The 14,449-nt window shown below is 35.6% G+C and carries 12 protein-coding genes and 1 pseudogene; 7 read left to right on the forward strand and 6 right to left on the reverse strand.

All coding sequences use genetic code 11. The features are described from left to right. Positions 1 to 30: 30 nt before the first annotated feature. Genes J7E37_RS15880 through J7E37_RS15890 form a run of 3 tightly spaced genes read left to right on the forward strand, consistent with a single transcriptional unit; the run spans position 31 to position 3,651 of the window. Positions 31 to 1,182 carry a tyrosine-type recombinase/integrase gene (locus J7E37_RS15880; RefSeq protein ID WP_215025040.1) on the forward strand — a complete coding sequence of 384 codons (1,152 nt, stop codon included), beginning with the start codon at positions 31 to 33 and terminating at the stop codon, positions 1,180 to 1,182. Continuing rightward, on the forward strand, positions 1,166 to 3,271 hold the full coding sequence (locus tag J7E37_RS15885; RefSeq protein ID WP_215025043.1) for a tyrosine-type recombinase/integrase: 2,106 nt from the start codon (positions 1,166 to 1,168) through the stop codon (positions 3,269 to 3,271). The genes J7E37_RS15880 and J7E37_RS15885 overlap by 17 nt, the downstream gene beginning before the upstream one ends. Then, a complete protein-coding gene (locus J7E37_RS15890; RefSeq protein ID WP_215025046.1) occupies positions 3,271 to 3,651 on the forward strand; it encodes a DUF6262 family protein in 381 nt (126 codons plus the stop codon). Before J7E37_RS15885 ends, J7E37_RS15890 begins: the two co-directional genes overlap by 1 nt. Positions 3,652 to 3,785: 134 nt before the next feature. On the opposite strand, the gene J7E37_RS15895 is transcribed toward J7E37_RS15890, so the two are convergent. Further along, positions 3,786 to 5,344, reverse strand: a protein-coding gene (locus J7E37_RS15895; RefSeq protein WP_215025049.1) for an IS3 family transposase whose coding sequence is annotated in 2 segments (ribosomal slippage) — positions 3,786 to 4,702 and positions 4,702 to 5,344 — 1,560 coding nt in all. Because the reading frame shifts where the segments join, the coding sequence is not laid out codon by codon here. A gap of 491 nt (positions 5,345 to 5,835) precedes the next feature. Here J7E37_RS15895 and J7E37_RS15900 point away from each other — a divergent pair. Then, positions 5,836 to 6,261, forward strand: coding sequence for a hypothetical protein (locus J7E37_RS15900; RefSeq protein WP_215025052.1), 426 nt, complete (start codon positions 5,836 to 5,838; stop codon positions 6,259 to 6,261). A 300-nt stretch (positions 6,262 to 6,561) separates the two neighbouring features. On the opposite strand, the gene J7E37_RS15905 is transcribed toward J7E37_RS15900, so the two are convergent. The 3 genes from J7E37_RS15905 to J7E37_RS15915 form a co-directional block, all read right to left on the reverse strand. Next, positions 6,562 to 6,897 carry a hypothetical protein gene (locus tag J7E37_RS15905; RefSeq protein WP_215025054.1) on the reverse strand — a complete coding sequence of 112 codons (336 nt, stop codon included), beginning with the start codon at positions 6,895 to 6,897 and terminating at the stop codon, positions 6,562 to 6,564. Between the two features lie 85 nt (positions 6,898 to 6,982). Beyond that, positions 6,983 to 7,273: a hypothetical protein gene (locus J7E37_RS15910; protein ID WP_215025057.1), complete on the reverse strand. Its 291-nt coding sequence runs from the start codon at positions 7,271 to 7,273 to the stop codon at positions 6,983 to 6,985. 1 nt (position 7,274) lies between these two features. After that, positions 7,275 to 7,883, reverse strand: coding sequence for a hypothetical protein (locus tag J7E37_RS15915; RefSeq protein ID WP_215025060.1), 609 nt, complete (start codon positions 7,881 to 7,883; stop codon positions 7,275 to 7,277). A 775-nt stretch (positions 7,884 to 8,658) separates the two neighbouring features. Here J7E37_RS15915 and J7E37_RS15920 point away from each other — a divergent pair. Both J7E37_RS15920 and J7E37_RS15925 read left to right on the forward strand, forming a co-directional pair. Beyond that, the gene (locus tag J7E37_RS15920) at positions 8,659 to 9,894 is read left to right on the forward strand and encodes an IS110 family RNA-guided transposase (protein WP_215025063.1); all 1,236 of its coding nucleotides are present in this window, start codon (positions 8,659 to 8,661) and stop codon (positions 9,892 to 9,894) included. A 238-nt stretch (positions 9,895 to 10,132) separates the two neighbouring features. Continuing rightward, on the forward strand, positions 10,133 to 10,450 hold the full coding sequence (locus J7E37_RS15925) for a hypothetical protein (protein WP_215025066.1): 318 nt from the start codon (positions 10,133 to 10,135) through the stop codon (positions 10,448 to 10,450). A 27-nt stretch (positions 10,451 to 10,477) separates the two neighbouring features. Here the strand turns inward: J7E37_RS15925 and J7E37_RS15930 are convergent, their stop codons facing one another. Further along, positions 10,478 to 13,099, reverse strand: a complete 2,622-nt coding sequence (locus J7E37_RS15930) for a DUF4116 domain-containing protein (protein WP_215025069.1) — start codon at positions 13,097 to 13,099, stop codon at positions 10,478 to 10,480. After that, on the reverse strand, positions 13,089 to 13,334 hold the full coding sequence (locus J7E37_RS15935) for a DUF4116 domain-containing protein (RefSeq protein WP_215025071.1): 246 nt from the start codon (positions 13,332 to 13,334) through the stop codon (positions 13,089 to 13,091). The genes J7E37_RS15930 and J7E37_RS15935 overlap by 11 nt, the downstream gene beginning before the upstream one ends. A 258-nt stretch (positions 13,335 to 13,592) precedes the next feature. Between J7E37_RS15935 and J7E37_RS15940 the strand changes: the two are divergent. Beyond that, positions 13,593 to 13,918 (forward strand): annotated as a pseudogene (locus J7E37_RS15940) (YokU family protein). Positions 13,919 to 14,449: the final 531 nt, after the last annotated feature.

The raw sequence follows: 14,449 nt of genomic DNA on the forward strand, positions 1-14,449 counted from the left end.
AATGTTATCATTCAGGGGGAGGGGTATCATATGCGAGTTCAGGAGATTATCCTTGAAGGAAACAAAAAGAGATATATGTTGTTGGATGGTGTAGGAAAACCGGTAATACCAGTTATGCAATACCTGAAATTCTTGGATACTGGCGGCAAGAGTGTAAACACACAAAAAACGTATTGCTATTCGTTAAAACTCTACTTTGAATTCCTACAGGAGAATAAAAAGGAATACATAGATGTAAAATTAGAGGATTTTATAGAATTCGTAGCATGGTTGAGGAACCCATACGGTGCAACAAAAATCAGTCCAATTGAAAAAGTTTCATCCGTAAGGACGGAAAGGACTGTTAACCTTACAATTACCGCTGTAACAAATTTTTATGATTTTCTCCATCGTAACGAGGCACTGGATAAAAACGTGGTAGATCGACTATTCAAGCAGGTTTTTCCCGGTGGAAAAAGGAAGTATAAAGATTTCCTTTTTCACGTAAATAAAGGAAAATCGTCAAGCAGAAACATCATTAAAATCAAGGAGCCGCGAAGAAAAGTAGAGGTATTAACAAAGAAAGAGGTTGAACTCCTTATAGAAGCTACATCAAATATAAGGGATAAGTTTTTGCTTCAACTCCTTTTTGAAACCGGCTTACGTATCGGAGAAGCACTATCTTTATTTATTGAAGATTTCAAGATAGACCATAAAAACGGAAATCGAATCCATCTGGTTAATCGTGGAGAACTTGAAAACGGAGCAAAACTCAAAACTGGTGAACGGAACATTTTTGTTTCCCAGGCTCTGATGGATTTATACGATGATTATCTATACGAAGTTTTGGATGATTTGAACACGGCTACAAACTTTCTTTTCGTTAAACTGCGCGGCGATAAAATGGGACATGCAATGAATTATCAGGATGTTTCCGCACTGTTTAAGCGTTTAAAGAAGAAAACAGGAATAAATGTGCACCCACATTTATTCCGACACACACATGCAACAATCTTTTTTAAAGAAACAAAGGACATTAAACAGGTCCAAGAACGGCTGGGACATTCTCAGATTCAAACAACGATGAATTTATACCTTCACCCGTCCACTGAGGAAATTCGTGAGAATTGGGAAAGGTCGCAGCACGCATTTAAAATAAACTCTTTAAAACAACAAGGAGATTCGCATGATACAAAGTCATAAAGAACAAAAATCGGAAATGGGCTTCCATGAGCGGCTTAAGAACGAAATGTCTACCTATTACGAAAGAACAGTAAATACTAAAGGGGAAGTTTTAACGGAAATGAAAAACAATCCCTATTTCCAAAAAAACGATGTTTGGAATATAGACACTATCGGCTTAATTAACAACTTTAAAGAAATGCATTCACGCTACAATAGAAGTACCAAAAATATCGATTTCCGGCTTCTTAATCCAACGTTCAGAATTGAAATCAAGTATTTATTTTATAAAAAGCTATTTAATGATGAATGGTCATTGAATAGGATCATGACAGCAATTTATCAAGTCAATAAGATTCAAGGGTTCTTGAATGAATGTTACCCAAATGTTAAATCGATTTTAGAACTTGATATGGACAAAGCCGCTGAGAAATGGGTGCTTTGGTTAGAAAGTAAAGGAGTAAATTTGAAAATCACCAAATACGTGGGGCATAGGGACACTTTTGAAAAGGCATCAACAGGCATTGTGACATTTTTAAAAATGATTTATTCAGCAATAAAAACTGTGACGGATGACCGTGATGAGTGGGAAAAGGAATCCTGGGATATTAGGAATTTAAAAAAGCTATACGGGATATCCCACAATCAATCTGCAAATTCTTATTTTCTCCATTTCGATAAAATAAAAAATCCAAAATTCAAGGACGCGGTAAAGAAGTATTTCAGGCACCGGCTTCTAGGAAAACAAAATTTCTCTGGTACTACTGCTGGAAATTACATGACGTATGTTACCCCGTTTTTTAATCACATTAGCGATCTAGAACCTGAATGGAAAGATTTTAAAAAACTGCAGCGAAAACACATACTGAATTACATTCAGTGGCTCCATAGGTATGCCAATAGTAGCATAAATCATAGAAACAGCAATCCGGACGGATATGTACGGCAATCCTTGGCAATTGTTCAAAAGGTATTAACGGATTTCCAGAACTATCAATATGACACAGCGCCGGAAACGGACATAAGGATATTAATTTTCCCTGAGGATAAGCCTTTGGAGAAGAAAAAGGCTTACGATCAAGTTGATTATATCCCAGATTTCGTCCTTGATCAGCTGTTCACTGAAATCAATCATTTGCATAAGGAAGTACAGCCAATAGTCTGGATTGCCTTTAAAACCGGGTTAAGAATCTCGGACATTTTGTCCTTGCGGCAGGACTGTCTAGTAAAATTAAATGGGAAATATCAAATAGTTACTGATATTAAAAAAACCTATGTTGCGGGGCATTCCATTCCAATAGACGAAGAAATTGCTTCTATTATCGCTGCTTTAATCGATTTGTCTATTAATAACAGTAATAGCGATAACAACCCGGAAAAATTCATTTTTTCGCGTTATTCAGGCGTTAGAAAGGGAAAGCCTTTCAGCCAGGAATGGGTAAGACAGAAATTAAATACTTTGGCTCATGACCGCGAAATCAAAACAGAGGATGGCAAGATTTTTCATTTTAAAACCCATCAATTCAGGCATACCTACGCGGTAAAAATGCTCAATAACGGTACCGACATCTTAACAGTAAAAGAGCTTTTAGCACAAGCCTCTCCAGAAATGACAATGCGATATGCAAAATTGCTGGACGGAACAAAACGAAAGGCTTTCGAAGAAGCAATAAAGAACGGTGTATTCTCTTTCGACAAAAATGGTGAAGTGAAAGAAATCAAACCAAATGAGGATATTCCAGAAGATGTTCTTGAAATGTTATGGAGAGAGCAGAAGCTAACCGCAATTGATAATCCTTATGGAACATGTCACGCAAGAATTAATGGGAATTGTCCTTATTCAGAAGAACCTCCTTGTCTTACGTGTAACGGAGGCAGCCCCTGTAAAGACCTGGCGATAGGATTGTCCGATATGGATGTGCAAAAATATGACCTTCTTGTTAAAACTTCTTCAAAAACCATTGAAGTTCTGGAACAACGAGGTCGGTATGATGTTGCCCAGAAAAACAAAAAAAATCTAGACAGATATCAGGACATCCTAAAAACTATCCAAAACGGAAATATTATTTTCGGTCGCTTGGACCGTATTAAACGAAAGCAGGAATCGTAATGACAAACTATGATCGTAAGGAGCAATTAAAAAAAATCCATCAGAGCCGTAAAGCTTCAACAGCTATGAAAGTGGATGAAGCAATAAAAAGACTTATAAAATCAAATGAAAATATCAATTTTAATAGCGTGGCAAAGGAAGCCGGTCTCTCAAAGGCGACGTTATACAATAACCAGGAGCTTCGACGCCGCATTGAATCTCTTCGCCTACAACAAATAAGCGCGCCTAGCAAAAAACAGGTGAAGAGGAATATGGATGATAATAATAAAGACGCTCTGATCGAATCATTAAAGAGAAAAGTAAAGAAACTCGAAGATGAAAACAAAGAGTTGCGAGAACAAGTGAAATTTGCATATGCGGAAGTTTATAAAAAAATTTAAAAAATGGGTGTTATTAATTAATAATCGCATTTGAATAAGCAGGGTACTTTAGGAGCTAAATAAGCATATAAAAAAGCTCGGAGCCATAATGAACTGCTCCCCGTCAAGTAGACAGTGGAAATAATAAAAACAACCTAAGCGGCTTTAGCCCTGTATTCAAGGGGGCTAAGGCCGTTTAATCTTTTTTGGTAACGTTCATGATTATAAAAGTATATGTACTCATCAATCGCCGAAGAAAGTTCTTCAAACGTCTTATATTTCTCCAAATAATACTTTTCGCTTTTCAGAGTTCCCCAAAATGATTCCATGGGACCATTGTCAATACATCTTCCCACTCGGGACATACTTTGAGTCATCTGTGCTTGATCTATTCTTCGTTTAAAACCTATATGGGTGTACTGGAACCCTCGGTCGCTATGTATAAGGGGACGAGCTTTATTCAATTGGGTTGTAGCCTGATCCAGCGTTTCAAACACAAGCTTATTGTTGTTTGAATGTCCTAAAACGTAGCTGACAATGGATCCATCATATAAGTCTCGAATCGCACTTAAATAAGCCTTTTTGGCTTCGCCATACTTAAACTCAGTGACATCCGTAACCCATTTTTCATTTGGTGTTTCGGCTTGAAATTTACGATTCAACACATTTTCTGCCACGTGTTGTGGGGTGGATGCTTTATAACGTTTCTTCTTTTTCCGTATAACACTTTGAATGCCGAAAATCTTCATCAGCCTATAAATTCGCTTATGATTGAAGCTTTTCCCCAACTTGCGGTTCAAAGTCATTGTGATTCGACGATCGCCGTAGATCCCTTTAACCTTCTCATGGAGAGCCTTTATTTCTTCTATAAGCTCCTCATTCTGGCGTTGACGTGAGGAAGGTGTTCGCTTTAGCCATTTATAATACGCTGACCTAGCAACCCCCGCTATTTTACAAAGCATGATAAAAGAGAACCCATCTTCCTGATGAAGTTCTTTGATTGCGATATACTTCTCCTCAAGGCGTACTTGGCTTATCTTCGCCTCCTTTCGATCTCCTCTAACTTTTTTAGGAATAAGTTCTCTGCACGTAAACGTTCATTTTCTCTTTCAAGCCTCTGCATCTCTAATTTGATCTTTTGTTCTGGAGAAAGTTCAACTTCTTCCTTTTTCCTTCCGCGTTTATCCCTGAGGGCTTCTTCTCCGCCATCCTTATATTTTTGAACCCATTGATATACTTGTTGGTAAGAGACCTGGTAGGTCTCAGCTGCCTTCTGATAATCCTTGTCGTTCTCAAGGCAATATAGCACGATCTCTTTCCGTTCATTCAGGGTAGTGTTTCTTCCTTTAGTCATAGTGCTTGTCCTTCCTTTGGAAGTATCCTTTAATTCTCTATGACTATTATACTTTTTAATCCACTTGCGAAGGAGAGAAGTACTGGAAATTTCATATTTCCTCGTAACCTCTCGGATCGAGTAATTCCCGCTAAGAACGTCCTGTACTGCCGCCTGTTTCAATTCTTTCGAATACACCTTCCAGGAAGGGGACTCTTTTAATCCTGCCACTCCGTATTTTTCATATTTATATACCCATTCATATATGGAGAGATTATTTACCTTATATAAAAATTCTAATTCGGAAATGGTTTGGCTCCCGTTTTCCATTGCCTTAATGATCATGATTTTATCTTGGAGGGAATGTGCTCTTTTTGACATAATAAATACTCCCCTTTAAGTAAACAGATTTTTATTTTTTAATCTGTCTACCTAAAGGGGAGCATATCATAAAGCCCTGAGCTTCTTTATATTAATATGTTTGTTGAAGATAAGCACCCAATACTTTAAGTACACCTTTTCACAAAGTATAACCCTAATCTAAGGTTACTCTTCAGTTCTTCTGTATCGTTAGTATAACAATGATAGTCCTTTTTCTTTAGAACAATTAAGAGACCATTGAGTTCTAATCGTTAAGGCTATCTTTATTTTAAAGCAATTCTTTTAACTCTTCATTTTGTTTTTTGATTTGACTAATTTCTTGCTTTATAACTGAAATGTCTTTAATTGAGTGAATAATTGCAGCTATGAATCCGATCAATAAAGCACACCTATAATTGTTAAATCCATTCGATTCCCCCTTAATCAAACTAAATATTCATCTTACATACTAAGCAAAATTGTGGAGATAATACAAAAAAGGAGGTGTATTAATGAAAAAAGTAAGTTCCTTCATTTTTATGGTAGTCGCATTACTCACTATAAGTGTTCATTTTACATTAGCCAATTCACCAGCTCCTTGGAGTAAGTATCCTGATAACTCAGCAATGCATTTCAAAGATGCTGACTCATTTTATGATTCACTTGATAAAAAGCAATATATCGAATTTGAAAATGCGAAATTGAATATTCGAGAAAAGAGTTATTTTAAGGACATTAATAGCGTGCTATCAAAAGCTGATAAGTACGGTAAGTCTAGAACTGGCGGAGAAGGATATCATCCCACTAGACAAGTGTATGTTTTTGTATCAGTCAGCAAGGATGAGAAACAGTATCTCACTGCCGTATTTGACGCTGAAACCCAAAGACTCATTTCTTCAAGTTCAAACTTTGAAAGGGAAAATCCGTACGGCTCGTAAATGGGCTGTAAGGGTTTTTTTAATCCTTCTTGAACTGCAACGTTTGTAAAATAAGGAATTCAATAAGAAATGTTGTTGAAAAAAGTGCATTATTTCTTCCATGGGACACAACAACATTTAGCTTGAAAGGAAAAAAATAGAGGTAAACTATTATGTTATAAATTATATTTAATTAAATTTCTAAATTTCAATTAGTCAATAAAATAGTAAGCCATAATTAAAAATGCTCAGGCCTTTTTAGGCTCTAAGCATTTTCCATACTTTCAAATGAAGTTTATATTTTTTGCTTCATATGCAATCTTATAAAATAAAGAAAATACTAACCACTATAATAATTATTCCAGCAATTAAAAATTGGTCACTATTATGTAGCTTTTCTTTCTTGCCGTATTGCTTTTGCACTTTATCTACTAAATGCTCGTCTGGAAAGATCCATTCCGCTTGTGGAGCTCTTGTCCCGAATTGAATAATCTTGGTAAATGATAAAGAAGCAATTAAGACAATAAGACCTACCAGAAATCCTGTAGTCCCAATAAAAGCAAAATCTATTCCGGACTTAAAAAGTACAGAAGCCAAAAAAAGTAAAACAAATATAATGATAGGAATTATTAAAGTAATAAACCACTTAGACTTCATTTGGGAAACCTCCTCAATAATTTAAAAGGATTTCTCTAGAATCATAAATTCCAAAGAAATCCTTAAGTTCATTCTATTATAACATCTATAAGTCTTGTCCCGTTTTTTCTTTTATTAATTTTCTAATTTCTTTTTGATTTTTCACAAAATCCCTCTGCTTACCTTTCCATATCACATTGCCTTTTTTATCACGAATTTCCAATGGCACATCTTCTGCTGGAATTTCAGTGACCGGTGCGTCGAAGTCGGGAGCATTTTCAGGAAGATTATGAGTTACTTCTTTCTCTGGATATGTTTCTTCCGGTTCAGCACCAACAAATAGGGTCCCTATTGCCAAAAAACCAATCGTCGCAGTTACCGCTAGAATCTTTTTCATTTTACAGCCCTCCAATTGTAACTGGTTTTGCTGTTACGTCAGCTTGCACTGCATAGGGGCCCAACGTACTCAGGAAACCAGCTGTGCTTTGGTACCAACCATTTGATGAATATCCTTGATAAGGGTAATCATTCCAAGTATATGATGTCCCAGATGCTCGCTTGTATTTAAACTTTACGTTTGCTGCACTCCAATCTTGGTAATCGGAGTATCCATAAGTAATTGCAACAACCCACGTTCCAGCATTTGTCTGACCCACACTAATACTACTAATTCCTACATAGCTAGTTGTCATGTTAGAAGCGGATTCGTAAGAAACATATGTTGGATCATATCCAATAACTGCTCTCATCTTTGAATATTTATTATCATTATAAAGCCAAGTTTGCTGCAAAAAATACTCTCCATTATATAATTTTTTTCCGTCATCAATTTTTGACGAATAACCAGTATATCCATTATTTAAATACTGTAGGTTAAACACATCGTCAGTTGAGTTGTAAGTCCATCCGGTCGGATTAGACGGTGCAGCAGCTGAAGAAGGTGTTACAGATGCAAAAACTAATCCAGTGGCTAAAGCTAATGCAGATAACATTTTTTTCTTAAACATATTTCCCCTCCTAAAATTTCACATTAAAAAAATATACCTATCCTCCTATAAAAATTGTAATATTTGGTACAAATATACAATAAGTAATATAATTTTGAAAAAATTGTAATTGGGAAAATTCATGACAAAAAAATTTGTTTTTGTTATAAATAACATTTTTATACCTTAACCTCTTAGCTTTTCAGCAATAAGTCTATGTTGATTATTGGGAAATTTTTTATATCCAAACAATACGAAGAAGAATTTGTTAAAGGGGAAAACCATATTTTTGACAACTTTCGTTGATTTATCCTAAGGATTTGGGACTCCATCGAATGGAATGATAAAAAGTATTTGGTGCCCACCGTACAAACGAATTGTACAGTGTAACTCAGAAAAATAATCCTCAAATATTTTTGCCATCTTGCTTATTAATACCACAATTCTGCGTTACAAATTTTATATAACAGATTCATTATATTAAAAGGATTGTGATCTCTAACTAAATATCGTAAATTCATTAAAAAACTAAACTGCTTCGTTTGTATTATAAGGTCATCCAGAAAAGAAAATATTTCTGGTTGACCTTTTTCTATATGGTCTTATTATAACGGTAGCCGGGGTAAAACGTAACTGCCCGTGGGACCTGGATCCCGTCAGCTAAACAGTTTGCCCCCTACTTGTAGAAACATGATTGAGGCTGGTTGGGACATAGATCTCGTATAACAAGCGAAGCTGTGACACTACAAGAAGGACAAGGGGTACCGGCAAATAAAAGATTAGGAGATGATACAGGATGAATCCAGTTGTTGGTCTGGATATTTCAAAGGGGGAAAGTCAGGTTCAAGCTTTTGTAGATAAAGGCAAACCATTTCGTAAGAGCTTTAAAGTATCTCATACTCTTGAAGGACTTGGGTTACTTGTGGAGTTTCTAGAACTTGTGCAGCAAGAAACAGGTATGAAGCCTCCTGTGATACTAGAAGCAACCGGACACTATCAAACACCCGTTGTCCAATATCTAGAGGAACGTGGATATTTATTAATTATTATTAACCCTTTGATTTCCTACAAGGCGAAAAGTTCAAGTTTAAGGAAAGTAAAGACAGATGCCGTCGATGCTTACCACCTCTGCGAGTTGTTTTACAAGGAGGAGTTAGAGCCGTATAAAAAGCGAGGGGTTCAGCTTTTAAACCTTCGTAACCTTACAAGACAACACGAGAATATTACAGGAGTGATGATTCAGACAAAGCTTCAGTTCCAGGCTATTCTAGATCAAGTATTTCCTGAATATCGTGGAGTGTTCGGTGATTTATATTCTGTGGTATCCCTCTTAACGTTAAAGGAGTTTCCGTCATCTGAAGACATCTTAGAAGCTAGTAATGAAACTCTCTCAATGAGGATCAAGGAATTATGTAAAAGTCGCTCAATCAGATGGGCCAATGAAAAAGCCTTACAACTAAAAGAGGCGGCAGCTCGCAATCCCTTTGAAAAGACAGTCTATCAGAGTCATATCTTAAGCTTAGGTATGTATATTAATATTATTCTTCAATACAAAGAGCACCTATCCACATTGGAGTCAGAGATAGATGCCCTCGCTAAAGAAGTTGAAGAATATAATATTATCAAATCCATCCCTGGTATCGGTGAAAAGATCGCTGCAACGATCATTTCTGAAATTGGGGAGATAGACCGATTTACTGATCCTAAAAAGCTGGTGGCTTTCGCTGGAGTAGACCCTAGTGTTTTCGAATCTGGCAAGTTTACTGCCACCAAAAACCGAATCACAAAAAGAGGATCCAGCAGGCTTCGTCACGCCTTATATATGGCTGTTCGATGTGCCATACGCGATTGTCGCAAACAGAAAACCACGGATGAAATCATTCCCCGAAACAAACGAATGCGTGAGTTTTACGACAAGAAGCGTGAAGAAGGAAAGCCTTTTAAAGTAGCAGTGATTGCTTGTGTAAATAAGCTTTTACATTGGATTTTTGCCCTATTAAAAAACAGAACCACTTTCCAAGATATAGCTTAGAAGCAACATCTAACTAAAAAACGAAAAACCTTCCAATTCACAGAATATGAAGGTTATTTGGTATACCCTTTTTTAGTATATCACGGTTGAATTTTAGATTTTAATGAAAAATATTGACAAACTATTAGCTGGTTTAGTTGAATAAGCCTTCCTATTATTTTAACAGAAATATCCCGAAACCTGATTGGGAAAGGAGTAACATATTAAACATGACTAATATGTAAAAGCCTTGATTTTAATGAAAATTTCTAAAAAAGGTCTTGATAAAGTTATCCATTACCAATATGCTGATGCTGTCGTAATCGGAATCAGAAAAGAAGAATTCGGTTTGCTTCTTGGATTAGAAGAAGAAGGGAAGATAAAACCGGTAGGGGTCATGGAGTTTATGAATCCAGATGCAAGGAAATGGTTATACGATTCTTACCGGGATTATATCCATGATGAGAACACTAAGTTTTTCTTCCTTGAACCCAAAATAACATGCCGCGTAAAATTTCGGAATTACACAAAGGGCGGGAAGCTCCGGATTCCTTCATTTGTCGAATATATATCTTAGCAGCAGAAACGCCCCTGAAAAGGGGCGTTAATTGCTTCTGTTTCGTCTAACGGATAGCAACAAGGTGTCATTGTTATTAGTACCCAAATCTTTTGCTTTATTTTTATTTTGATATTCAGATTCGAAAATACGATCGTTCCAAAGCCTTATAACATTAACTTCTGTCAGGTACTGCAATGACTTCATTATCCTTGATGGTCTATACATATAAGTATCTGGAATAAATCTTGATATTTCAGTGCTTCCTGCTCTTATTTCTCCTTTTAAAAGCTTAACGTTCTCGCTCTCTCCGTCTAAAAGTTTCAAATAATTATTATATAAATCTATTCTTCGATCTAACAAAAGCGCTTTAACATCTGGATAGATATACTTATCAATAATCGACAGTGCAAAATAAGGGGTTACGGTTCCGTCTTCCGGATTCAGATAAATGTGATTAAAGAAATCTATATCAACAATACAACCGTGGATTGTCCCAGTACCGCCGATTTTTTTAATACTATCAGATATGGATTTTAGAGCTTGATTGTAATCGTTAAATATCCCTCTGATTGCATCTGAATAATACGCCATTCTCTCAAAGTAATAATTAAGGTCGTTATGTTCTAAATTATTTATCATCCCACCATTTAACAGATAAATTTTCCCTGTGTTTTGGTTTTCAAGTATAAAACAATATACATTATTGTCTTTAAGCATATGTATATTGCCTGTTCTATTAAAAGTTACTTTAATATTAACGCCTCGGTTAAAGTCCAAATATTGCTCTCTTGAAATAGGATAAATTCCGTCAGGATAATATTTGAAAATATCATAAACCTTTGACAATTTAAAATGCTTTAAACCTATGTTTGTAGAATAATATCCAACTTGATTGTCGGAATAAAAAGTTTTTTCCTCATCACAACAGTAGTCATTTCGATGAGTATGTCCGTTCACATATATCCAGTTACGGTTGTAATCTTCATTCGACCAGTTTTCTTTTGGCGTATGAGTTAAAATAATTACTTTATCGTTACCTAAAACGCTTTTCACCTTGTTGTAAATGAAGTTAAATTGGCTTGTGTGTTTGATGTCCTCATCTAAAGACATAATGGTTTGCCGGTAAATTCCTTGATTGGCGTTGAAGTTTGAATTTAATCCAGAATAACCTAAACCACCAAGTATTACATAAGGACTTTTCAAGCAGATATGTTTCAACTCGTGATGATCAATGGATTTCAATTGCTCTTCTGATATAATCGTTCCGTCTGTAAGAAGCAAATCATTTTGTAAAAAGCGGATGCCTTGACTTGAAAACAAATCCCGGTATTGCAGAATAATTTCATCCAATGTAAGCAAATTAGAATGTGCGACTCCGCGTCGATTGAAATCCCATAATTCGTGATTACCAAGCACTACTACTATTTGACCGGGACTCCAAAATTTGACTAATTCTGTATAAAACAAAGTAGATATTTCAAAGTTAAAAGATATATCTCCCGCAATTAATAAGTAGTCGTCGTAGGATTTATCTGAAGCGGTATCAATCATTTCTTTTACAAGCTGTCTGATATACATTATAACTTCTAGTTCTGTAGCATTTGTCGGGAATGCATTCAAAAGCTTATGGTTGAGGTGGATATCACTAATATAGTATATCTTGTAAGAAGTGTCGTTTAGTGTGGCACCTGAAACAAAATCGATATCATGCAGAACAGATATAGCCTCTACTACCTCATTTTCTGCCGAAATCATAAGTTGTGTGTTGCAATCAGAATCCTTGACGTTTTCAGCGTAAAAAGAATTATCATATAAGTGTTGTTCGACTAACACATCGCTGTTAATATAGGCATCTTCAATATTAAAATCGGCGAGACTAACTTCTTTAAAATCATAATCATGTAGATTTGCATTTTTTAAATCCGCATCTAAATGGTTATAAAAATCAACAAATAAATCGAATTCTTTTACTTCGTCGTCTTCTCTATAACATATTTTTTCTATCGTAATAAACCTGTGTGTTTCTTTATCAAAGTATTTTCTCTTAAATTCCCGTACCTGTAATTGTCTTTCCAACTTGATGATATTAATATCGCTGTTTATATCATCTGGTAAGCGGTTTGCTATCGCTCTAACATAAGATCGGTCACTATACGAAATCTCAGAAGAATCGTCGCATTCCCTTAAGATCCGTTCAAATATTTCAAGGCAATTATTTAAAGTATACATACTCTCAGGAACATAAAGGAAAGCTTTCCAGCTGGATTTTACTGCGACATTGCACAGCTCCACTTTTTTAAATTTGTCAGGTACATGCTCTAACGCCAATGCATTATTATCAACAGCAACATTACACAATCCTTTGCTTCTGTTTTTACTCGGCACATATTCCAAGGCTAATCCATTTTGCTCAACTGCTAACATGAATAATTCTTTTGACAGTATATTCTTCGGAACAAATTCTAGCGCTAAACCATTTTGTTCAGTTGCTATTCTGCAAAGACTTTCCGACTTATACTTATCGGGTACATATTTAAGGGCTTTGCCGTTTTGTTTTATTGCCTCAAGATAAAGCTTTTTTGTTCGAAACTCATCAGCAATATATGAGGAGTAGGCTAGTATACTTCCATCATTTTTAACGGCTTCTATACAAATTTCATTCGTCATTACTTTTTTTTGACACATATTTTATAGCTGAAGCATTTTGTTTAACAGCCTCAAAACACAAGTCTACAGAATGCAAATTTTTAGGGATTGATTTTAATGTACGACCATCTTGCTTAACAGCCTCTAAGCATCTTTCTGGCGTTTTTTCTACCTTGTCAATGTACCAACCATTTTCTTGAATGGCTGAAATTATATCACGGTCACTTATTGTAATAATCTCAGATGGCTTGTCCATGCTATCCACCTCCACGGAAAACACATTTTCCTATATACATAATACCATGGAACAAGCTGCTGATTATAATCAGGATTAACAATAGATCTTCAGCGCCTAGATAGAAGACAAAAATATCAGGAAGATCCACATCAGTCTTCTTTAAAGGATAAGCAGGGAAAACGAGATGAATTAAAAGAAAAGAAATTTAAAGCTCAACAACAAACTTCAGCAAAGATAATTGGCCAAGAAAAAGAACCAGCGGGGAATGATTAGATCATGAGCATGATTTGTGAGTGGTGTGGAGGAAGAGCAACTTTAGGAATAAGTAAGGTTTATTGGGAGCAGCCAGATGTGGCGAGGGTAATTGAAATCACGGAGACACCGGCTTTGATGTGCAATGATTGTAAGATGGTGTATCGGAAGAAAAGGTGATTAAGGAAATTGAGGATCAGTTGTTTTTGGTTGACACAAAAGAAGTTGGAAGTTTTATAAGTTTTAAGGAACTAATGGAACTACCAAGATTGCTGAAGAGAAAATATTTTTGTTTTTTCTTCTTAGTTTGCACATACAAACGGCACTCAGTAATGGGTGCTATTTTTTAGTGTGGCTTTTTGGAGGATTTTTACAATAATTGTCGAAATATAAAAGTAGGCGATAGTTCAAATAACATGGATTATAAGGACCTTAAGATGGTACATGTGTAGAAGGAGTAGCTAATTAATTTATTTTATGAAGAATAGGAGGAATCTGGTGGGCATTTTATATTTTTTCAAAAACACACTTTCTTCTGATAATTTGAACCAAAAATCTAAACAAACTACATCAATATCGAAAAGTTTAATGAACTCATTCGATATTGATCCCATTCTTCTAAAGAAGTTTCCTGCGGGAATACTTCCAGAGGAGTATTGTTAATCAATTGGATTTCTGGAAAACAGGAAAATGTACAGTTCCCGGGTGGTTTTGAAACAGTTTACGGAATTAACGCGAGTATATCATTAAAAAAATACTCAAAGAAGGCTATGTTAAAGAAACGTCAGCTGTTGATTCTCTCGCATCATTAAAACTTCCTGAGTTAATATCGAGAATATTCGACAATTTCACAGAGAAAAAAGTTGAATCGTATATAAGCC

The organism is Bacillus sp. ISL-39, assembly GCF_018613295.1.
Lineage (GTDB): Bacteria > Bacillota > Bacilli > Bacillales > Cytobacillaceae > Mesobacillus.